This window comes from Promicromonospora vindobonensis (genome assembly GCF_042685865.1).
GTDB lineage: Bacteria > Actinomycetota > Actinomycetes > Actinomycetales > Cellulomonadaceae > Promicromonospora > Promicromonospora vindobonensis.
On the sequence record NZ_JBHUOG010000002.1, the window covers coordinates 2,469,680 to 2,490,607 of the forward strand.

At 70.5% G+C, this 20,928-nt stretch carries 20 protein-coding genes and 3 tRNA genes; 10 read left to right on the forward strand and 13 right to left on the reverse strand.

Translation table 11 applies throughout. The features are described from left to right. Positions 1-46 precede the first annotated feature (46 nt). From ACFS27_RS24280 to trmB, 3 genes are all read right to left on the reverse strand, one after another. Positions 47-1,681 (reverse strand): solute symporter family protein, encoded by a 1,635-nt coding sequence (locus ACFS27_RS24280; RefSeq protein ID WP_377191160.1) that lies wholly within the window; start codon positions 1,679-1,681, stop codon positions 47-49. A gap of 11 nt (positions 1,682-1,692) precedes the next feature. Further along, positions 1,693-2,031, reverse strand: coding sequence for a DUF485 domain-containing protein (locus tag ACFS27_RS24285; protein WP_377188745.1), 339 nt, complete (start codon positions 2,029-2,031; stop codon positions 1,693-1,695). Positions 2,032-2,300: 269 nt separating this feature from the next. After that, complete coding sequence (gene trmB / locus ACFS27_RS24290; RefSeq protein ID WP_377188748.1) at positions 2,301-3,080, reverse strand: tRNA (guanosine(46)-N7)-methyltransferase TrmB; 780 nt, start codon at positions 3,078-3,080, stop codon at positions 2,301-2,303. A gap of 132 nt (positions 3,081-3,212) precedes the next feature. On the opposite strand from trmB, the gene ACFS27_RS24295 reads away from it, so the two are divergent. The 3 genes from ACFS27_RS24295 to ACFS27_RS24305 are packed head-to-tail and all read left to right on the forward strand — an operon-like array spanning position 3,213 to position 4,262. Beyond that, positions 3,213-3,521, forward strand: coding sequence for a ribbon-helix-helix domain-containing protein (locus ACFS27_RS24295; protein ID WP_377188751.1), 309 nt, complete (start codon positions 3,213-3,215; stop codon positions 3,519-3,521). A 5-nt stretch (positions 3,522-3,526) separates the two neighbouring features. Beyond that, complete coding sequence (locus tag ACFS27_RS24300; RefSeq protein ID WP_377188754.1) at positions 3,527-3,952, forward strand: PIN domain-containing protein; 426 nt, start codon at positions 3,527-3,529, stop codon at positions 3,950-3,952. Between the two features lie 10 nt (positions 3,953-3,962). Next, the gene (locus tag ACFS27_RS24305; protein ID WP_377188757.1) at positions 3,963-4,262 is read left to right on the forward strand and encodes a hypothetical protein; all 300 of its coding nucleotides are present in this window, start codon (positions 3,963-3,965) and stop codon (positions 4,260-4,262) included. Positions 4,263-4,269: 7 nt separating this feature from the next. Here ACFS27_RS24305 and ACFS27_RS24310 read toward each other — a convergent pair whose 3' ends face one another. Then, complete coding sequence (locus ACFS27_RS24310) at positions 4,270-4,890, reverse strand: TetR/AcrR family transcriptional regulator (RefSeq protein WP_377188760.1); 621 nt, start codon at positions 4,888-4,890, stop codon at positions 4,270-4,272. Between the two features lie 87 nt (positions 4,891-4,977). Here ACFS27_RS24310 and ACFS27_RS24315 point away from each other — a divergent pair, with 87 nt between their 5' ends. Then, positions 4,978-5,979: an alpha/beta fold hydrolase gene (locus ACFS27_RS24315; RefSeq protein ID WP_377188763.1), complete on the forward strand. Its 1,002-nt coding sequence runs from the start codon at positions 4,978-4,980 to the stop codon at positions 5,977-5,979. 20 nt (positions 5,980-5,999) lie between these two features. Here ACFS27_RS24315 and ACFS27_RS24320 read toward each other — a convergent pair whose 3' ends face one another. The 5 genes from ACFS27_RS24320 to ACFS27_RS24340 form a co-directional block, all read right to left on the reverse strand. Next, complete coding sequence (locus ACFS27_RS24320; RefSeq protein WP_377188766.1) at positions 6,000-7,217, reverse strand: HupE/UreJ family protein; 1,218 nt, start codon at positions 7,215-7,217, stop codon at positions 6,000-6,002. Then, the gene (locus ACFS27_RS24325) at positions 7,214-11,131 is read right to left on the reverse strand and encodes a metallophosphoesterase (protein ID WP_377188769.1); all 3,918 of its coding nucleotides are present in this window, start codon (positions 11,129-11,131) and stop codon (positions 7,214-7,216) included. The genes ACFS27_RS24320 and ACFS27_RS24325 overlap by 4 nt, the downstream gene beginning before the upstream one ends. A 290-nt stretch (positions 11,132-11,421) precedes the next feature. Beyond that, positions 11,422-11,494, reverse strand: a tRNA-Lys gene (locus ACFS27_RS24330). A gap of 107 nt (positions 11,495-11,601) precedes the next feature. Continuing rightward, positions 11,602-11,677, reverse strand: a tRNA-Lys gene (locus ACFS27_RS24335). A 102-nt stretch (positions 11,678-11,779) separates the two neighbouring features. Further along, a complete protein-coding gene (locus ACFS27_RS24340) occupies positions 11,780-12,076 on the reverse strand; it encodes a GroES family chaperonin (RefSeq protein WP_377191162.1) in 297 nt (98 codons plus the stop codon). A gap of 135 nt (positions 12,077-12,211) precedes the next feature. Here ACFS27_RS24340 and bcp point away from each other — a divergent pair, with 135 nt between their 5' ends. The 3 genes from bcp to ACFS27_RS24355 all read left to right on the forward strand — a co-directional run bounded on the left by bcp (position 12,212) and on the right by ACFS27_RS24355 (position 14,023). Beyond that, on the forward strand, positions 12,212-12,691 hold the full coding sequence (gene bcp / locus ACFS27_RS24345) for a thioredoxin-dependent thiol peroxidase (RefSeq protein WP_377188772.1): 480 nt from the start codon (positions 12,212-12,214) through the stop codon (positions 12,689-12,691). A 7-nt stretch (positions 12,692-12,698) separates the two neighbouring features. After that, positions 12,699-13,910, forward strand: coding sequence for an acyl-CoA dehydrogenase family protein (locus ACFS27_RS24350; protein WP_377191164.1), 1,212 nt, complete (start codon positions 12,699-12,701; stop codon positions 13,908-13,910). Between the two features lie 31 nt (positions 13,911-13,941). Then, a tRNA-Leu gene (locus ACFS27_RS24355) sits at positions 13,942-14,023 on the forward strand. Positions 14,024-14,210: 187 nt separating this feature from the next. On the opposite strand, the gene trxA is transcribed toward ACFS27_RS24355, so the two are convergent. Next, on the reverse strand, positions 14,211-14,573 hold the full coding sequence (gene trxA / locus ACFS27_RS24360; protein WP_357465664.1) for a thioredoxin: 363 nt from the start codon (positions 14,571-14,573) through the stop codon (positions 14,211-14,213). Positions 14,574-14,686: 113 nt separating this feature from the next. Here trxA and ACFS27_RS24365 point away from each other — a divergent pair, with 113 nt between their 5' ends. Both ACFS27_RS24365 and ACFS27_RS24370 read left to right on the forward strand, forming a co-directional pair. Next, positions 14,687-15,259, forward strand: a complete 573-nt coding sequence (locus ACFS27_RS24365) for an NUDIX hydrolase family protein (RefSeq protein ID WP_253869989.1) — start codon at positions 14,687-14,689, stop codon at positions 15,257-15,259. Positions 15,260-15,395: 136 nt separating this feature from the next. Further along, positions 15,396-16,352: a hypothetical protein gene (locus ACFS27_RS24370; protein ID WP_377188776.1), complete on the forward strand. Its 957-nt coding sequence runs from the start codon at positions 15,396-15,398 to the stop codon at positions 16,350-16,352. Positions 16,353-16,393: 41 nt separating this feature from the next. On the opposite strand, the gene ACFS27_RS24375 is transcribed toward ACFS27_RS24370, so the two are convergent. The 3 genes from ACFS27_RS24375 to ACFS27_RS24385 form a co-directional block, all read right to left on the reverse strand. Then, on the reverse strand, positions 16,394-18,025 hold the full coding sequence (locus ACFS27_RS24375; protein ID WP_377188779.1) for an ABC-F family ATP-binding cassette domain-containing protein: 1,632 nt from the start codon (positions 18,023-18,025) through the stop codon (positions 16,394-16,396). Between the two features lie 146 nt (positions 18,026-18,171). Further along, positions 18,172-19,842: a sodium:solute symporter family protein gene (locus ACFS27_RS24380; RefSeq protein ID WP_377188782.1), complete on the reverse strand. Its 1,671-nt coding sequence runs from the start codon at positions 19,840-19,842 to the stop codon at positions 18,172-18,174. Beyond that, positions 19,839-20,183 (reverse strand): DUF4212 domain-containing protein, encoded by a 345-nt coding sequence (locus ACFS27_RS24385; protein WP_377188785.1) that lies wholly within the window; start codon positions 20,181-20,183, stop codon positions 19,839-19,841. The genes ACFS27_RS24380 and ACFS27_RS24385 overlap by 4 nt, the downstream gene beginning before the upstream one ends. Positions 20,184-20,500: 317 nt before the next feature. Here ACFS27_RS24385 and ACFS27_RS24390 point away from each other — a divergent pair, with 317 nt between their 5' ends. Beyond that, complete coding sequence (locus ACFS27_RS24390; protein WP_377188788.1) at positions 20,501-20,923, forward strand: hypothetical protein; 423 nt, start codon at positions 20,501-20,503, stop codon at positions 20,921-20,923. Positions 20,924-20,928 lie beyond the last annotated feature (5 nt).

Sequence of the window (20,928 nt, forward strand, 5' to 3'; positions counted from 1 at the left end):
TTCGGGAGGGCAGATATCCAGCACTCGACGGTGTCACCTCACCGGGTCAGTGCGCGGTCGCCTTCTCCGCGCCCGCGCCCGTGAGGGAGCGGACCTCCATCTCCGCGTACTTCTCCGGGTGCGAGCGCTCCTTGCTCAGGTACGTGCCGACGATGCCGAGCACGAACGCGAGCGGGATCGTCACGATGCCCGGGTTGTCGAGCGGGAAGAAGTGGAAGTCGATGCTCGGATCGCTGATCATCGACGTGCTGAGCCCGGTGACCGGGTCGGCGGGCTTGCCCGACACGACCGGCGAGAAGATGATCAGCAGGATCGTCGAGCTCAGGCCGCCGTAGATGCTCCACAGCGCGCCGGAGGTGTTGAACCGCTTCCAGAACAGCGAGTAGATGATCGTGGGCAGGTTCGCCGACGCCGCCACACAGAAGGCCAGCGCCACGAGGAACGCGATGTTCTGCCCGTTGGCGAAGATCCCGCCGACGATCGCGACGATACCGATCACCACGACCGTCCAGCGGGCCACCTTGACCTCGCCGTCCGGCGCCACCTGGCCCTTCTTGATGATCGAGGCGTAGATGTCGTGGGAGAAGCTCGCCGCAGCGGTGATCGTGAGGCCGGCCACCACGGCGAGGATGGTCGCGAACGCGACGGCCGCGATGATGCCGAGCAGGATCTCGCCGCCGAGCTCGAAAGCGAGCAGCGGTGCGGCGGAGTTGGCCCCGCCCGGCGCCGCCAGGATCGCCTCCGGCCCGACCAGGGCCGCGGCACCGTAACCGAGCACCAGGGTGAACAGGTAGAAGATACCGATCAGCCAGATCGCCACGACCACGGACTTCCGGGCCTCCTTGGCCGACGGCACCGTGTAGAAGCGCATGAGCACGTGCGGCAGACCCGCGGTACCGAGCACCAGGGCCAGGGCAAGGGAGAGGAAGTCGAGCTGCGACAGCGCCGTGGCGCCGTACTGCAGACCCGGCTCGAGGATGGCCTCGCCGTTCTCGCCGGCCATGTCCACGGCGCCCTGCATGACGCCCGACAGGTTGAAGTCGAAGAGGGCGAGCACCCAGACGGTCATGACTGCCGCGCCGGCGATGAGCAGCGTGGCCTTGATGATCTGCACCCATGTGGTGCCCTTCATGCCGCCCACCAGCACGTACAGGATCATGAGGGCACCGACCACCGCGATGACGACACCCTGGCCGGCCTTGTCGGTGATGCCGAGCAGGAGCGCGACCAGACCGCCCGCACCCGCCATCTGGGCCAGCAGGTAGAAGAAGACCACGGCGAGCGTCGAGATCGCTGCGGCCAGGCGGATCGGGCGCTGCTTCAGCCGGAACGACAGCACGTCCGCCATCGTGAACTTGCCGGTGTTCCGCAGCAGCTCTGCGACCAGCAGCAGCGCCACGAGCCAGGCCACGAGGAAGCCGATCGAGTACAGGAAGCCGTCGTACCCGTTGACGGCGATGGCGCCCGCGATGCCGAGAAAGCTGGCGGCGGACAGGTAGTCACCCGCGATCGCGGTGCCGTTCTGCGTGCCCGTGAAGTTGCGGCCGCCGGCGTAGAAGTCCGCGGCGCTCTTGTTCTGCCGGGACACCCGGAAGACCACGATCAGGGTGACCACGACGAACGCCGCGAAGATGCCGATGTTGATCCAGATGTTGCCGACGTTGGTGGCCGCCGCTGCCATGACGGTCCCGTTCACAGCTGGCCCTCCTCGATCTCTTCGCGCATGGCCTGCGCGCGGGCGTCGAACTTGTTGTTCGCCCACCGCGCGTAGAGCGTGGTGATCACGAACGTGGACACGAACTGCAGGAGCCCGAAGATCAGGCCGACCGTGAACGTCCCACCGACCCGGATGCTCATGAACTCGTGCGCGTAGGTGCTCAGGACCGCATACAGCAGATACCACACGAGGAACAGCGCGGTCATCGGGAAGACGAAGTTCCGGAAGGCCTTGCGCAGGCTCTGGAACTCGTCCGATCTCTCGACGCGTTGGTAATCGGTTTCAACTGGCCCTGGGGCCGGTACGTCACTCATGACGCCTCCATTGGCTCATGGGGACACGCGCAGCGCCCGCGACCCGGTGCGCCCTTCGCACCGCGACCAATGTTCCGCATCTCGCATGCCCGAGGCAAATAAATCTCCCGGCGGTTTTCCGACTTGACCAAGTCGTTACATTCCGCGAGAGCCGGGTGCAAGAAACCGGGGTCGCCGCAGGTCAGCGGCCCGTAGGCCGCTCGTCAGCCGGCCCGTCAGCGGCCCGTCAGCCGCTCGTCAGCGGCCCTCGGGCGCCCGTCCGCCGCCTGTCAGCGGCGGAGGTACGCCAGGTCCGCGATGGCGCGCCCGGCGTCCCGCGCCTTGCGCTCGAACCCGGTCAGGACCCGCCGCTCGAAGCGGGGAGCCACGTTCCCGGCACCGTGCACGTTGGTGAGCTCGGCGTCCGCCTCCAGCACCTCGATCATCTGCTCTGCGTACTCGGCCCAGTCGGTGGCAAGACGCAGCGTCCCGCCCGGTCGCAGGACGCGGGCCGCGAGCGCCGCGAACTCCGCGGTGACGAGGCGGCGCTTGTGGTGGCGGGCCTTGTGCCAGGGGTCGGGGAAGAAGACCCAGAGCTCGTCCACGGTACCTGGCGTCATCGTGGTCTCCAGCAGCTCCGCCGCGTTGGCCTGCACGAGGCGGAGGTTGGGCAGTCCTTCCTGGCCGAGGGCTGCGCCGGCCCGCTCGGCGCGCGCGATCGTGTGCGCGAGCCCGGGCTGGTAGACCTCGACGGCGAGGTAGTCCCGCCCGGGGTCGGTGGTGGCTGCTTCGACGACGGCGTCGCCGAGACCGGAGCCGACCTCCACGACCAGCGGTGCCCGGCGACCGAAGACGGACTCCGGGTCGAGCACGAAACCCGGGTCCACCGAGGTGCGCGCGATCGCCCGCGGCACGTCCACGAGGTACGTGGAGTGGAGCTCGGTCCACATCCGCTTCTGCTTGTCCGTGAGCCTGCCGGACCGGCGCACGAACGAGACCGGCTTGGTCCGGAACCCCGAGAGCTCGGGGCGGTCGGCGGCGTCGGGTCGGGGCGAAACGGGGTGGCTCACACCGAAGAGCGTACGAGGTGCCGGCGGCGCATTGCGTATCCGCAAGGATTCGGGCCTCGCCGCGCACCCCGGTGGCCGCACCCGGCAGGCTGGGCGCAGACGCCGGACCACGAGCGAACCCAGGAGCCGAGCATGCGCGCCATCGCACCACCCATCGATCTACCCCTTGACGTATGGCAGTCGTACCATACGGGCATGGGGCTGAAGCGGACCACCGTCTATCTCGACGAGAACGACCTGCGCGACCTCAAGATCGCCGCCGCACGCCGCGGTGTCAGCGAGGCCGAGATCATACGTGAGGGTGTGCGGCACGCGCTTCTCCGCAACCGCGTGTGGGACGAGCCGGTCAGGTTCCCGACGGTCTCGAGCGGCGATCCGACGTTTGCCTCCCGGTCGGACGAGATCCTCAGGTCGATGCGTTCGGAGCCCGGCTCCGAATGATCGTCGTGGCCGACACCTCAGGGATCATCGCCTCGATCGACACCGACGCTCCCGAGCACGCCGGCGCGCGCAGGGTGCTCGACCGCGCGAGCGCCGTCCTCGTTCCGCCGGTCGTCCTTGCGGAGCTCGACCATCTCGTCACGGGACGGTTCGGCCGTCGTGTCGCGGGGACGCTGCTGGACACGATCATCCGGCAGACCGCGTCAGGACGATTCATCGTCACTCAGCTCGCCGCCGAGAACCTGCGCGCTGCGCGCGCCGTGCAGACCCAGTACGACGATCTCGATCTTGACCTCGCCGACGCCGTCATCGCCGTCACCGCCGGGGATTACTCCACGAACGCGATCCTGACCCTCGACCGTCGGACCTTCCGGACCATCCGCCCGCTCACCGAGGAGAAGGCGTTCCGCGTTCTCCCGGACGACAGCTGAGCGAGGACCCATGGCCGATCGCAATGCCTGCTCGCGCGTCGAGCTGGACGGCCGCCGGATCGTCGTCGACCTGTCCGACGCCGACCTGGCGCGGCTCACCGCGACGGCGCTCGGACGCGGCGTGGACGGGACCCGGCTCGTCCACGAGTGGATCCGGCGCGGGCTGCGTGGCGACGACGCCTGGGCCCCGCCGGACGAGCGGCCCGGCCGGGCGAACCGAGTGGACCGAGTAAACCGGGACATCGAGGTCGCGCAGCAGTCCGAGAGCCTCTTCACGGACCTGCTCGGCGGCCCGTACGACCCCGGCTGAGCCGCCCTCAGACCAGGTCGACCTCTGCTTCGAGCATGGCGACGGCCTCGGCCGGTTCGAGGTCCCTGACCAGGACCCGAAGGGTCAGACCGTCGGCCAGGGCGAGCAGCCGCCGGGCCTTCGCCAGGGCCGCCTGCTCCGGCGCGGCCTGCTCCGGCGCCGTCTGCTCCGGCCCGGCCAGGCCTGCGCCCCCGCCCGAGGCCTCACGAGCGGCGCGGATCAGCCGCACGCACTCCTCCTCGGCACCTCGCCGCGCCTCGGCCAGCACCTGGCGGACGGCGGCGTGGTTGATCGACTTCGCCACGTAGGCGTACCAGACGCTGACGCCCATGCGGCCGCCGTCGTCCTGGGGAATCTGCTGGCTCACGACGTGCAGCAGCCGGTCGCGCGGCGCGGCGTCGGCGGTCTCGAGGTAGCCGCCGTACGCGCTCTGGACGAGCGCGGTGCAGCCCGCGAGGACGAGGGACTCCTTGGTGCCGAAGTAGTGCTGGATCCGGCCCATCGAGACGCCGGCCTCCGCGGCCACGTGGCGCAGGCTGACGCCCTCGATCCCGTGCTGGGCGATCACCAGCCACAGCGCGAAGACGATCTGCTGGCGGCGCTCTTCGTGGTCGACGACTCTCGGCATGCGCACAGCGTAGCAATACAGTCGCATCGCAACCTGTTACGATGCGACTGTATTGCAACAACGTCACCCACCCCGAGAGGAACCTCGATGCGCGAGAACAAGACCGGGCGCAAGCCCCGCCGGTGGCCGATCGTGCTGCTCGCCGCCGTCGCCGCGGTCTCCACCAGCGGACTGCTGCTGCTCGTCGCGACCGGCGGGCCGGGCGTCGGCCACTTCCGCACGCCGGAGGCCCGCCTGGCCTACGAGGACGCGTACGCCGAGGCGTTCGGCCAACTGCCCGACCCCACCGAGACCCACGACGTCGAGACGAGCTTCGGCACGGTACGCGTCTACTCCTGGGTCGCGGAGGGGCAGCCCGACGCCGCCCCCGTCGTCCTGCTGCCCGGCCGGTCGGCCGCCGTCCCGATGTGGGCCGACAACCTGCCGCACTACCTCGAGCACCGCACGGTGTACGCGTTCGACGTCCTCGGCGACACGGGCCTGTCCGAGCAGACCGTCCCGCTGCGCGACATCGGCGACGCCGCCCAGTGGGTCGACGAGGCCATGGCCGGCCTGAGCATCGAGCGCGCCCACCTCGTGGGCCACTCGCAGGGCGGCGGGCTGGCCGCCGCCGTCGCGGTGCGCCACCCGGAGCGTCTGGCCAGCCTGACCCTGATCGAGCCGATCCTCACCCTTGGCACGCTGCCGCTCTCGGTGGTGCTCGCGAGCATCCCGGTCTCGCTGCCCTTCCTGCCGGAGTCCTGGCGGGAGGCGGGACTCAATGCGATCGGCGGCGTCGAGGACGAAGAGGTCGACCCGAACGACCCTCTCGCCAGGATGATCAACCTCGGCGCCGAGAGCTACAACTCGTCCGGACTGCCCAACCCCAGCCAGCTGACCGACGCCGAGCTGAAGGACCTGCCGATGCCGGTCTACGTGGCGATCGCGAGCGACTCGTCGCTGGCGGGCGGCGAGGCCGCAGCCGAGAAGGCACAGCTGATCCCCGACGCCCAGGTCAAGATCTGGCCCGACACCACGCACTCGCTCCCCATGCAGGTCGCCCGGCCTCTTGACACCGAGCTGGAGACGTTCTGGTCGGCGCACCCCTGAGGCCAGGCCGGGCTCCCGGGTCACCAGGTCTCGGCGAGCCGCTCCACCACCCAGTAGAGCGCGACCGCGACGATCCCCGCCGTCGCCGCCCCGAGCACCCACCGGGCGGTCCGCGGGGCCCGCACGCGGAGCACTACCAGGAGCGGGAACACCACGGCGATGATCCCGAGCTGCACCGCCTCGATGCCCACGTTGAACGACAGCAGCGACCACAGCAGCGTCCACGACCACGCAGCGGAGATGCCGAGCGCACCGGCGAACCCGACGCCGTGCACCAGCCCGAAGGCGAACACGACGGGCAGCCGCCACCGGTCCCAGGCCGTCAGAGCGCCCCGCTCTCCCGCGTCGACCCGCCAGCGCAGACCGTCGCGTACGGTGCCCGACGGCGGAGCGGCCCGCCCTCGCCAGATCAGGTACAGGTCCACTGCCGCCACCACCGCGATGGACGCCGCGATCACCGGTTCGACCACCGCAGCGGGCACCGAGACCACGCCGAGGGCCGCGAGCAGGAAGGTCACCGAGTGCGCGACCGTGAAGGCAGTGGCGGTCCAGACGATGTCGCGCAGCCTGCGGGCACCGATCAGCAGCGCCAGCAGGAACAGCACGTGGTCCAGCCCGAACAGCAGGTGCTCGCCGCCCAGCACGAAGAACTCGCCCACCTGCTTGAGCAGGCGGTTCTCCCCCGTGGTGAGGGTCGGCGACGCCGCAGTGAGCACGGCGGAGCCGTCCTCCTCGTCGAGCGTGTACCGGATGATCGTCTCGGTGGAGTGCACGAACGACTCGGCGTCCGGGAAGAGGGCGCTGGACACCTCGTGCACGCCCTCCGGCTCGCCCGCGCAGGCGAACGAGTAGGTCAGGGACGCGTAGGGGCGCTCACCGCGCTCCACGATGTCGGCGGCGGACAGCGTCGGGGCGCACGGCTCGCCGTCGTAGGTGACGGCGAACCGGTCGGTGACGTACCCGTCCACGGCCCGCTCGTGCCGGTCGAGCTGCACGAGCTGGTCGTCCCGGCCCGTCGCCTCGTACGCCTCGGACCGCAGCCACGCGGACTTCATCAGCAGGTCGTACTCGAGGTCGAGCACTGCCGTGACGTCCGCCGTCGTGCCGCCGTCCGACGCCGGGATCACCTCCGCGTAGACGTCGCTGGTGGCGTCGTGGGCCCACGCGGTCTGCCCGACGGCGGGGCTGCTCAGCACTGCGAGCAGCCCCGCCAGGGCCACGGTGCGTCCGAACCTCAACGACGCGCCGTGGTGAAGTACGCCGGCGAAGCCGTCGTGGTGCCGCCCCCGGAGGTGCGGGCCGTGACGAACCAGGCGTAGGTGCGGTCCGGCTTGAGACCGTCCCACCGGACCGAGGCGACCTCACCCGAGGTCACCGTGTCCTCGCCGATCTGGTGCACCGGGTCGTACAGGACCACGGACTCGGTGCTGAAGGACGTGGTGCGGGAGGTCAGGTCGACCGGCAGCACCATGTTGTCCTCGAGGCCGTTGTACCGCTGGTCCTCGTCGTACTCCGTCGCGCCGAACTCGCCGAGCAGCGGCGAGTAGGTGTCGATGGACACCTCGCCGCGGTCGACGTCGAACTGGAGCATGCGGAAGAACGAGGCACCGAACCGGAGCCGGTCTGCCGGGTCGTACCCACCGAGCTCGGTGAGGCCGAGCTGGTCCGCGGACACCGTGTAGAACTGGTAGTCCGCGAGCAGCTCGACCACGCCACCGCCGATGTCGCCGATCACGGGCGGGCGCACGTTGGTGCCCACGCCGTGCCGGTGCCCGGCCAGGACCATGAACACGTTCGGGTTGTCCTTGACGAGCAGGTTGTACAGCAGCGGCCCGTCCGACCCGCCGAAGTTCGCCCCGCGCCCGTCGGGCGACGTTGACGGCTCCAGGTAGTCGTGCGTGAGCAGGATCCCGTTGCGGTCGGAGTAGCGGTCGAAGATCGACGCTGCCCACTCGGCCTCGTCCCTGGTCACACCGTAGGACAGGCCCACGACCACGAAGTCGAGGCCACCGGCCGAGAACAGGTCGTAGTGGTTCTCGTTCGAGCCCGGCTTCATGGAGCCGCCGTAGGACGCGTTCTCCCAGCCCTCTGCGAGCTCCTTGTAACGGTCCGGCCCGAAGTGCTGGTCGAACAGCTCTGGGTTGGTCCCCGACTGGTTGTCGTGGTTGCCCGCGACGACGCCGTTCGGGATACCCGCCGCGTCGATCCGGCCCTGGGCCTCCGACGCGAACTCGAACTCGCCCGCCACCTGCTCCTCGAGCTCCGGCGAGAGCGACCGGATGTTGTTCTCGATGATGTCGCCGGTGTGCGCGACGTACGCGATCTTGCGTTCCTCGGCGTTGTCGACGATCCAGTCCATGACGCCCGTGTAGGCCTTGCCCCACACGGCCCGCTCCTCAGCGGTCTCCTGCTCGACGGCGCCCTCTGCCAGGTACTGCGTGTCCGTGTAGTGGACCATCGAGAAGTCGTAGTCGTCAGGGTTCGCGAACCGGTCGCCGTCGCCGGCGTCCATGTCGTCCGCGAAGGGGTCCTCGCCCGTGACCATGGCGTGGACCTTGCCGCGGTCCACGTAGTCGCGGGTCACGGAGCCCTCGAGCACCGTGCGGCCGTCGACGGCGCCGCGCGCCGAGGCGACGACGTCCCAGGCGGACGTGTCCGGGTTCCAGGCCCGGAGGCTGACCAGGCGCGCCGGGTCGGCGGTGCCCTCCCAGCGCAGCACCGGCGCCTCGACCTTGCCGCGGACCGGCACGTCGAACCGCTGGTAGGTCACGTCGCTCGACGTCGGCGAGTCCGCGGACCTGCCGTCGCCGGGCTCCAGCGCCCCGGTGCTCAGCTTCTGCTGGCCGGGCACGCGCAGGCCGGTCGGCACATCGTCGCTCTCGCCCTGCCAGGCGTTGGTCGGGGTGAGGATCTCGGCGCTGGAGAAGGTGGTGGTGACCTTGCCGCCGTCCGGCTCCGCGACCTTGGCGCTCAGCGTCGCCGTGCGGCCCACGTCCGAGGCGCCCGACGCCGGTGCGACGTCGGCGGGCACGTCCGGGATCCCCGCGCTGACGAAGGGGATCTCGTGGGTCACCTGGTTGCCGAGGCCGTCGGTCGCGGAGACCGCCAGGGTGTGGTCGCCGGCAGAGAGGCCTGGACCGACCGGGTCGCCGACGGCGATCTCCTCGCCGTCGAGCGTGATGTCAGGGCCCTGCACCACACCGGAAGCGTCGTCGACGGAGACCTCGAGCGGCACGCTCGAGGTGAGCCGGTCGCCGCCGGCGGGGGTGGCCGTGACGAGCTCCGGGCCGGTGTTGTCCGTGAACAGCGCCCGGTGGGCGGTCTCGCCCGTGGTGGAGGTGGCGGAGAGCTCGTGCTCGCCGTCGGGCAGCGTGGCCGTGTCGACCTGCGCGAGCAGGCCGCGCGCCGGAGCGTCGACGTGGAACACCAGGTCGACCTCGACCTCGGGGTTCACGTTGCTCCCGCAGTTGCCGTCCCCGATGTTGTGGCTCGCGCGCATGCTGACGTGCGTCGCCGTGCCCTCGGCAGGGGTGAGCACGGGGTCCGTCAGCGTGTAGTCGTCGCGGTTGTCGCCGCACGAGCTCCCGTACAGCGTGCCCGCGACCAGGTCGATCCGGTTCCAGCCGGCCAGGAGCCACTCGTTCGGCACCGTGATCTCGGCCCGCTCGGACACGTAGTCCCGGTCGTCCATGGTGAGCTTGTGCCCGTTGATCTGCAGGTACGAGTGGTAGCGCGCCTCCATCGAGTTGGACCCGACGTCGAACGCGAGCACGGCGTCCCCCGCACCCAGCGACTCGTGCAGGGTGACCGCCGGGGCGTCGACGGTGTAGGTGAGGGCGACCTCGCGCAGGCCGTCACCGCTCCCGCAGTTCCCGTCGCCCATGGCGTAGGAGTCGGCGATGTCGTGGCCGGTGACCGTGGCGCCGTCGAGCTCGAGGTCCAGGCCGGAGATGGTGAAGTCGTCACGGTTGGTGCCGCACGACGACGCGTAGTCGCCCGTGACGACCTCGATCGTGTTCTCGCCCGGGACGAGCAGGCTCGCCGGGATCGTGACGTCGACGCGCTCGTTCGCCCAGTCGCCGCCGAGCTCGACGCGCGACCCGTTGACCAGGAGGAAGTTGTGGTAGGCGTCGTCGATCGAGTTGGAGCCGACGTCGAACGAGAACGTGGCCGCGCCGTTGCCGAGAGTGGGCAGCGCCGCCGGCTCCTCGCCGTCGAGCAGGAGCTCTGCGACCCCGCCGTCCTCGCCCGCCGGGCGGGCGGCGGCGACGGCCACCGTGCCGTTGGTGAGGGTGCCGTCGGCCGGGGTGAGGCGGGGCGCACCGGTCGGCGCGTTGTTCACGCGGACCGTGTGTGCCGTCGTGTCGCCCGACGTGGTGCGTGCCTCGATCGTGTGCTCGCCGTTGGCCAGCGTCGTGGTGTCGAGGTCGGCGCTGAGGCCTGTGGTGCCCTGCGGGTCGCCCTGCAGGAAGAACGACAGCTCGGCGCGGCGCAGCAGCGTCGAGTTGGTGCCGCAGCTGCCGTCGCCGAACGCGTAGGTGTACTCGTTCTCCTCGCCGTCGGCCATCTCGCCGAGCGGCTCCAGCGTGAAGTCGGACAGCACGAAGTCGTCGTGGTTGGCGCCGCAGCTCGTCTCGAACGTCCCTGCGACCACCTCGACGGTGTTCTCGCCGGTCACGAGGTACTCGTTGGGGATCTCCAGCTCGACGCGCTCGTTCACGGCGTCGGGCAGGTGGATCGGCTCCGACCCGTTGACGGACACGTAGTTCTGGTAGCGCGCCTCGGTCGAGTTGCTTCCGACGTCGTAGCCGAGGATCGACGTGCCGAGCGTCTCGGTGGCGCCGGGCACGTCGGTGCCGTCGACGGTGAGGCTCTCGACGTCGTCGCCGGGCGCGACGGGCACTGCCGCGACCGCTGCGGTGCCCTCGAGGAACTCGCCGTCGGCGGGCGTGAGGATCGGGCCGTCCGACGCCGGTGCCGCCGGCTCGCGCGGTGCCGTCGCGGGCGTGCTCCCCGCAGGGCGCTCGGTGTCCGCGGGGGCGGCGGACGACGACGTCGCGACCCACCCCGTCATGACGAGCGTGGCCGCCGTGACCGCTGCGACGAGACCGGCTTGCTGCCGACCTCGCTGTTTCCTGATGGCTGGCCGCATGGCCGTCCTCTCTGTGGTCCGACAAAGCTGTGGTCCGTCAAAAGCTGTGGTCCGTCAAGCTGGGCGGCGCTGAGCACGCCCGGAGGTCAACCTGACCTGGGCTGATGAACGGAACGGGAGCATCAGGCAACCTCCGGACAAACTGGAAGGAACCTGGATGAGTTGCCTGGTCAGGGGGCCGGGCGGAGCGGGTGAAGTTTGCTCACGCCGGGCCGGGACCTGGGCTGGGACCCGGGTGGATCCGGGAACGACGAAGGCCCCCACCGTGGTGGGGGCCTTCGTCAGGGTTGTGCGCCATCTAGGACTTGAACCTAGAACCCGCTGATTAAGAGTCAGCTGCTCTGCCAATTGAGCTAATGGCGCCTGCGACGGAAAGATTACCAGGGCCTGGACCCTCTGGCGCACCTTTTTGCTCCGCCTCGCGACTGCCCTCGGCACCGCCCCGAGAGGGGGGTGCTGAACCGCCGCGTTGGTGCGCCATCTAGGACTTGAACCTAGAACCCGCTGATTAAGAGTCAGCTGCTCTGCCAATTGAGCTAATGGCGCGCAACGGAGTGAAACACTACCAGGACCAGCAACGTCACCGGTAACCGAACGCGCGGCCCGGAGCTGTGAACTGCGCGACAGCCCGACCGGCCACGTCCCCGGCTACAGGTACAGCCCGGTCGCGCCGTCCGCCTCGTCGCGCTCGGCCACGCCGTGCACGTCGCGCTCCCGCAGGAGCACGTAGTCCCGGCCCGCGAGGTCGACCTCCGCACGCTCCTCCGGGTCGTACAGGACACGGTCGCCCACGTCGACCTGCCGCACGTGCTCGCCCTTGGCCACGACGGTCGCCCACGCGAGCCGCTTGGGCCCGACGGCGGTCGCCGGAATCACCAGGCCGGCCGTCGACTGCCGCTCCGCCGAGTCCGTCTCGGGCTCGACCAGCAGCCGGTCGTGCAGCATGCGGATCGGGAGGGTGCCTGGCTTGGTCGCGGAATCAGGTACAGCAGGAGTACTCACGGGTCCAACGCTACGCGACTCGGCGGGGCGGATTACCTGGGCCCGGCGGTCTGCGCACGAGAAGATACCGTTACCGGCATGACCACTCGTCTCGAATCCGGGGACAAGGCTCCCGACTTCAACCTGCCCACCGCCGACGGCGCCACCGTCCGCCTCGCCGACCTGGCGAGCGGCACCGACAAGGGCGTCATCGTGTACTTCTACCCTGCCGCTGCGACGCCCGGCTGCACCAAGGAGGCCTGCGACTTCCGGGACTCCCTCGCCTCGCTGCAGGGCGCCGGCTACGCCGTCGTCGGCATCTCCCCCGACAAGGTGGCGAAGCTGGCGAAGTTCGCGGACGCCGAGGCGCTGACCTTCCCGCTCGCGTCCGACGAGGACCACGCGACGCTGGAGGCGTACGGCGCCTGGGGCGAGAAGCAGAACTACGGCAAGACGTACGTGGGCGTCATCCGCTCCACGTTCGTGGTGAACCCCGACCTGACCGTGGCCGAGTCCTTCTACAACGTCAAGGCGACCGGACACGTGGCCCGGATCCGCAAGGTCCTCGGGCTTGACTGAGCCGACGATGAGCTCGCCCGCCGACCTGCTCGACCTCGACTCCGAGCTGAGCGACGCCGAGCTGGCCACGCGCGACCGGGTGCGCGAGTTCGTGGACCGGCGGGTCCGGCCGGACATCGCCCGCTGGTTCGCCGACGCGCACTTCCCGCGCGAGCTCGTTCCCGAGCTCGGTGAGCTGGGCCTGCTCGGCATGCACCTGGAGGGGTACGGCTGCGCCGGGCGGTCCGCCGTCGAGTACGGGCTGGCGGTACAGGAGCTGGAGGCGGGCGACTCCGGCATCCGCACCTTCGTGTCCGTGCAGGGCTCGCTGGCGATGTCGGCGATCCACAAGCACGGTTCCGAGGCCCAGAAGCAGCGGTGGCTGCCCGGCATGGCGACCGGCGAGGTGGTCGGCTGCTTCGGGCTCACGGAGCCGGGGGCGGGCTCCGACCCGGCGAGCATGACCACGCGTGCCCGGTTCGAGCCCGGCAGCGAGGGCGGCGACGCCGGCGGCGAGTGGGTCCTGGACGGCGCCAAGCGGTGGATCGGCATGGCCTCGTTCGCTGACCTCGCGATCATCTGGGCCAAGGTCGCCGAGCCGTCCGAGCGCGGCGGCGTGCGGGACAGGGTGCGCGGGTTCATCGTGCCGACGTCGGCGGAGGGGTTCACGGCCGTCCCGATCGAACCGAAGCTGTCGATGCGGGCGTCGGTGCAGTGCGACATCGCGCTCGAGGGCGTCCGGGTGCCCGCTGACGCCCTCCTGCCGGAGCATCCCGGCCTCGCGGGGCCGTTCGCCTGCCTGGACGAGGCCCGGTACGGCATCGTGTGGGGCACCGTCGGCGCAGCGCGCGACGCGTTCGAGGCCGCGCTGGCCTATGCCAAGGGGCGCGAGCAGTTCGGCACGCCGATCGCGGGCTTCCAGCTCACCCAGGCCAAGCTCGTGGACATGGCGCTGGAGATCACCAAGGCGCAGCTCCTCGCGCTGCGCCTCGGCCGGCTCAAGGACGCCGGGCGCCTGGAGGGGCACATGATCTCGGCGGGCAAGCTGAACAACGCGCGCATCGCCATCGAGGTCTGCCGGGAGGCACGCACCGTCCTCGGCGGCAACGGCGTCACGCTGGACCACTCGCCCATGCGGCACGCGAACAACCTGGAGTCCGTGCGCACCTACGAGGGCACGGACGAGGTGCACACCCTGGTGCTGGGCAGGCACATCACGGGACTCGCCGCATTCCGCTGACCTGCCCGCAAGCCCGTAGACTGACCGCCGCGCGCGAGTGGCGTAATTGGCAGCCGCGCCAGGTTTAGGTCCTGGTGTCTTCGGACGTGCGGGTTCGAGTCCCGCCTCGCGCACCCTGCGGACATCGCTGGTCAACGGGAGCCCGGCCTGTCGGCCGGGCTCCCGTTCGTCCCACCGCCGGCGGTGCTGGAAGGTCCGCCTCGACCATGCGATCTGGCATGCTCCAGGGCGCTGAACCATGCCTGACTGCATTCTGGAAGCGGACCTTCGCGCCGGACCGCGGCCGGTGCTCTGCGCGCGTCAGTTCTGCTGTGCGGCGAGGTCCTTCTTCACGGCCTCCATGTCGAGACCGCGCACGGCCTCGACGACCTCGGCGAGGCCCTTGGCGGGCAGCGCGCCCGCCTGACGGAAGACCAGCACGCCGTCGCGGAACGCCATCAGCGTGGGGATCGACGTGACCTGCGCGGCGGAGGAGATGCCGGGGTTGGCATCCGTGTCGACCTTGGCGTGCACGATGTCGGTGTTCTTGTCCGAGGATGCCTCGAAGACAGGTCCGAACATCTTGCACGGCGGGCACCAGGTGGCCCAGAAGTCGACGAGGACGATCTCGCTGTCGCTGACGGTCTTCTCGAACGTGGCGTCGGTGATGTCGACGGTGGCCATATCTAGTTTCCTCTCGTTGGACGTCTCCTTGGTGAAGCACAGCGGCGCCCTCTGCTATTCCACGCCCGGCGCGGGGTGCGGCACCGCTCGGCCCGACCTGGTAGAACGGACCCGTGACGGACACTGCCGACTACCCATCCGACGACGACTTCTACCGCGACCCCTCCCAGGTGTCGGGGTGGCTCACCGACGAGGACCTCGCGGTCGTGCGGGCGCAGCTTCCGCTCGTGTACGTCGACGCCGTCCCGGTCCGGGTCGACGACTCGGGCGACGTGGTCGCCGTCGGGCTGCTCCTGCGGGCGAACACGCAGGGCACGATGACGCGCGCGCTGGTCTCGGGGCGCGTCATGTACCACGAGCGGATCCGGGACGCGCTGCTGCGGCACATCGAGAAGGACCTCGGCCCGGTGGCGCTGCCGCAGGTCCCGCCGTCCCCGCAGCCGTTCACCGTGGCCGAGTACTTCCCGACCCCGGGTATCACGCCGTTCCACGACCCGCGCCAGCACGCGGTCTCGCTCGCCTACGTGGTGCCCGTCACGGGCGACTGCCGCCCGCAGCAGAACGCCCTGGACCTCGCCTGGCTGACGCCGGAGGAGGCGTGCGCCGACGACGTGCAGGCCGAGATGATGAACGGCCAGGGCATGCTCATCAAGCAGGCGATGGGGCACGTAGGCCGACTTCCGTGAGGTAGCTCCCGAGCCGACTGGACGTCGCGGGCCCGGTGGTGGGCCGGCGTCCCCCGCACGGGGGACCGGAACCGTTCGCTCGGGTGATGGATGCGGCCATGCGGCGGCCGAGAGTGGAGACATGCCACTTCGTCGCGTGACACTGCCTCTTCTCGGTTCCGTCGCCCTGCTCGCCGTCGCCGCCGTCAGCCTCCTCGGCGGTCACAACGTCCTCGCCGACGCCTCCGACAACGTCGGTCAACCGTTGCTGTTCCTGGGCGAGACGTTCGCCGACGTGTGGTGCGTGGTGGCCGGTGCCGCCCTGCTCCTCGGTGCGCTCGTCCTGCTCGCTCCACCCGGGTCCTGGCCTGAACGCCAGCGGGTCCGCCTGCTGGTGTCGCTGGCCGTGGTCGCCCTGCTCACGCTCGACCACACCATCATCATGGTGTCCGGCTACCTGCCGATGTTCCTCGTGCGCCTGGTGACCGAGGGGCCGGAGACCGCTGCAGTCCTGGTCTCACCGGGGCTGGGTGTGCAGATCCTCACCCTGGCTGGTGCAGCCGCGCTGTTCCTCGCCGCTCGCGACGAGCAGGCTCTCCGGCCCGCGGACGCGACGTCCGAATCGCTCGACCAGGCCACCCGGGCCACCCGGCGATGGGTCCTGGTCGCCATCGAGGCGCCGGTGCTCTACGCCCTGAGCCGGGTCCTGATGGCGCTGCACGTGCCGGGGTTCCGCTCCCCCGAGTTCACCGACGAGCTGCTGCTCGCCGGCCTGGGGCTCGGGGCCGCCGCCTGTGGCGGAGCCGTCCTCACCTGGGGCCTCATGGCCCCCTGGGGCGAACGCTTTCCCCGGTGGATGATCGGTCTGGCCGGGAAGCCCGTCCCGATCAAGATGGCGGTCGTCCCCGCGCTGGTGGTCGCGATGCTGGTCCTGTGCGCCAGCCGGGCGATCCTGGTCGGTGGCTTCGCCTCGGGGGAAGAGAACTGGGCCAACCAGCTAGAGCTCCCACTGATCCTCCTGCCGCAGCTGTTGTGGCCGGTGTGGTCGGTGGCCCTTGCCAAGGCGGCACTGGCCTACGAACGGCGCCGGCGCATCTCGGAGATGCTCCCGTGAGCACGGTTCCCGCCGCGGCCGATACCCGGACCGACGGTCCATCAGCTCAGGTCCAGCACCGGCCAGTCCTCCAGGTCCGCCCGCATGCGGCGGTCGTGGGTGGCCACCACCACGGCGCACGGCGTGACCTGCAGGGCACGGGTCAGCTCGTCGACGAGGTCGATCGACAGGTGGTTCGTCGGCTCGTCCAGCAGCAGCAGGTGCGGTGCGTGCAGCAGTGCGCGCGCCAGCTCGAACCGGCGCCGCTGCCCTGCGGACAGCTCGGCGAGCGGCCGGTCCAGGTCCTCCTCGCTGAGCAGGCCGAGCCCCGCGACGGGCACCACGTGGTCCGGGTCCAGCTCCCCGGAGGAGAGCAGCCGCAGCGCCTCGTCGGCGTAGGTCTCGAAGCCGGTCCGCAGGCGCGCCTTGCCCGTGATGGGCAGGCTCTCCTGCCCCACGACGCCGATGCGCGCACCCGGCGCGAGCGACCGGCTTCCCCGGTCCAGCTCCAGGGTTCCGGCCAGCGCCCCGAGCAGCGTCGACTTGCCGGTGCCGTTCGGCCCGACGATGAGGAGCCGGCCCGACGGCGGGATCGCTATCCGGGTGCCCGGCAGGTCCACGCGGGCGCCGCCGTCGTCCCCGACCCGCGGCGAGCGGACCTCCACGACCGGTTGGCTCGGGTCCCAGCCAGGGGACATCGCAGGCAGGTCGGGGAAGCCGAGCTCCACCGGCGGCACCGGCACCTCGATGGCCTCCGCCTCGAGCTTCTGGACGAGCCGGTCGGCGGCCTTGACGTGGATGCGGGCGTGCGTGGCACGGCGGTGTTTCTGCGAGCCCTTCTCGGGGCGCCACTCGTCGGACAGCCCCTCGTACGACTCGTCCAGCCGCTCCGCGAGCGCCGCCGCCCGCTTGCGCTCGGCGCGGTAGCGCTGCCGCCAGCGGTGCAGCGACTGGTTCTTCGCGAACCGGTAGGCCAGGTAGCCCGGCTGCCCGTACAGCACCGGCTTGCCGTCCCAGGAGGGGTCGAGGTCGAGGATCGCCGTGGCGACGTCGTCCAGCAGCTCACGGTCGTGGGTGACCAGCACGACGCCGCCGCGCCATGCGACGAGCTCGCCCGTGAGGAACTCGATGGCGGAGTCGTCCAGGTGGTTGGTGGGCTCGTCGAGCAGGAGCAGGTCGGACCGCTCCGCCAGGCGGCACGCGAGGCGGACCCGGAACCGCTCCCCCACGCTGAGCTGGTCGAGCCGGCGGGCAGGGTCGCGCGGGGCGCCCAGCCGCGTGAGGGCGACCTCGACGCGCCGGTCGGCGTCCCAGGCGGCGAGGTGCTCGGCCAGCGAGAGGGTGCGCTCCAGCACCGCGAGGTCGCCCGACCCGTGGTCGAACGCGGCGGCAGCGGCCTCCAGCTCGGCGGCCGCCGCCCGCAGACCGTCGAGGGTTCCGGCGACGACGTCGCCGATGGTCTGCCCTGGCGTGGGGTGCAGCTCCTGCTCGACGAGGGCGACGGTGCCCTGCCGGCGCACCGCGCCAGACCGTGGCTGCAGGTCGCCCGCCAGGAGGTGCAGGAACGTGGACTTGCCGGACCCGTTCTCCCCCACGACGCCGAGCCGCGTGCCGTCGTTCACGGTGACGCTCACCCCGGCCAGCACGTCCCGCCCCGGGTACGCGAAGGCTAGGTCCTGGGCGACGAGGTGCATCCGCCAAGCCTACGGGCCGTTCGGGACCGGGCGGTCAAGGCAAGGGCGGTGCCCGACGCCGGGCGGCGTCGGGCACCGGGGGGAAGCTGTGGGTACGCAGCGGGGGGATCCAGGGGCGGATGTACTACGTACCCACAGCGAGGTGCTCAGGCAGGGGTCTCCGTCCGACGGGTCACGGCGGGGTACCTGATGTTCTCGACCATCTCCTGGATCTCGTGCGACGGAGGCTTGGTCGCCAGCGACACGACGACCGTGACCACCAGGTTCACGACCGCCCCGATGGCGCCGATGCCCTCGGGGCTCACCCCGAGGATGTGGTCGTTGGCCTGCGTGCCGAACACCTCGAGCGTGTAGATCATGTAGGTCGAGGTGAAGACGAGGCCCGCGAGCATGCCGGAGACTGCTCCCGCCGCGTTCGTCCTCTTCCAGAAGATCCCGAGCAGCAGGATCGGGAAGAAGGTGGACGCGGCGAGCCCGAAGGCGAAGGCGACCACCTGGGCCACGAACGCCGGCGGGTTGATGCCGAAGTAGATCGAGACCAGGACGGCCACTCCCATGGCGATCCGGCTGACGAGCAGTCGGCGGCTCTCCGAGGCGTTCTTGTCCAGGTACCGGAAGTACAGGTCGTGGGACGCCGACGACGAGATGACCAGAAGAAGGCCGGCCGCCGTCGACATGGCGGCCGCGAGGCCACCTGCCGCGACGAGCCCGACGATCGGCGCGGGGAGACCCGCGATCTCCGGGCTGGCGAGCACCAGGATGTCGTTGTTGATGATCAGGTCGGCACCAGAGGTCGGGTCGTTGCTGACCGTACCGATCGTGTCGACCCCGTCGCCGACGGTGACCAGCCCGGTCGCCATCCAGTTCTGCACCCAGGACGGCAGGGCGTCCACGGCGGCGCCCTGCACGCCCGAGAGCAGGTTGAGCTTGGTGAACGCGCCGACGGCCGGGGCCGTCGTGTAGAGCATGCCGATGAAGATCAGCGCCCACAGGGCCGAGTAGCGCGCCCCGCGGACCGTCTTGGTCGTGTAGAACCGGATGATCACGTGCGGCAGGCCGGCGGTGCCGATCATGAGCGACAGGGTCACCAGGAAGACGTCGATCTGCGGGCGGGCGGTGAACGCCTCCGTGTACACCGGCAGCCCGAACTCGGCGCCGATCCGGTTCAGCTCGGCCAGGATCTCGCCGAAGGAGACCTGCGGGACCGGGAAGCCGGTCATCGTGTGCGCGACGGCCCAGGCCGGGATCAGGTAGGCGGTGATCAGCACCGTGTACTGGGCCACCTGGGTCCAGGTGATGCCCTTCATGCCGCCGAACACCGCGTACGCGAAGATGACGGTCGCCGCGATAGCGACCCCGGCCCCCTGCTCCACCTGGAGGAACCGGGAGAAGACGATGCCGCCGCCCGCCATCTGCCCCACCACGTAGGTGAACGACACGATGATGGCGACGACGGCGGACACCGACCGCACCGTCTCGGAGAACCGGTCGCCGACGAACTCGGGGACCGTGAACTTGCCCCACTTGCGCAGGTATGGCGCGAGGAGCAGGGCGAGCAGCACGAAGCCGCCCGTCCAGCCCATCAGGTAGATGGAGCCGTCCGACCCCAGGAAGGCGATGAGGCCGGCCATCGAGATGAAGGACGCAGCGGACATCCAGTCCGCCGCGACGGCCGCACCGTTCGCGACCGCGGGGATGTTCTGCTCGGCGACGAAGAAGCCCTTGGTCTCCTTCACCCGGCTGCGCCAGGCGATGAAGATGTACAGCGCGAACGACGCCCCGACGAAGATGAGCGCCCAGGTCTGGATGTCACTCATGACCGGCTCCCGTCGTCGTTGCGCTCGCTGACGCCGTACTGGTCGTCAAGCTTGTCCATGCGCAGGGCGTAGATGAGGATCAGCAGGATGAAGGTGTAGATCGAACCCTGCTGCGCGAACCAGAAGCCGAGGGGGAAGCCGCCGACCACGATCTCGTTGAGCTGCTCGACGAACAGGATCCCTGCGCCGAACGAGACCACGAACCAGACGACGAGCAGCGCCACCATCAGGCGGAGGTTCTTCTTCCAGTAGTCCTTGCGCCAGCCGTTCTCCGGCAGCGCGGCTCCCCCGCCGCCCGACGGTGGTGCACCACCGGGGGGACTCTCGTTCGTGTCGGCCATTTCTCGACGCTCCTTTGCGTGTCGTGGTGCGACCCCGGCGGCAGCCCCAGCTGCACTGCCGGGACGCGCTGTGGTGCGGATCACAGTCGCCCCCTGAGCCTGAGCCAAGGGCAGACACCCCCGCGGCGCAAGAGCCGACCGGCCGGACGGCGGCAGCGACCCCGCGAGCGGTCGCTCTGGGCGGCGAACGGTGCCTGGCAACTTCACCCGACCGCTCGGGAGACGTTCTTGACCGTTCGTGGAGCTCGACCGGCCGTTCGGCAGAGCGGAGCCCTGGCGGGGTCCCCGGAGGCGCCCGACAGCCCTACGATCGCCCTATGTCCTCGACGTCGAGCACTTCCGGTACCGCCGTGCGCCGCGCGTTCCATCCCGGCAGTCTGGCGATGGCGATCGGAGGGCTGTGCGTCATGATCGGGTCGGTCCTGCCCTGGATCAGTACGCCGCTGGGGCACATCCCCGGCCACGCGAGCTACCTCGGCTGGGCGACGATGGCCGTGGCTCCCCTCGCGTTCGCCGGCGCGGTGCTGCCGTTCCGACGGGTAGCCATCGGTCACTGCCTCGTCGTCGCGGTACCGGGAGCGGTCGCCGTCGTGTGGAGCGTCGTGCAGATGGTGCAGGTCAGCGTGACCACCGACTCCTGGGGCAAGATGTGGCCGGGCATGGGCCTGGTGATGATCGCCGGCGGCACGGTGATCATGCTGCGCACCGCCTGGCGCCTGCGCCGGGCGGACGCCGCTTAGTCTCG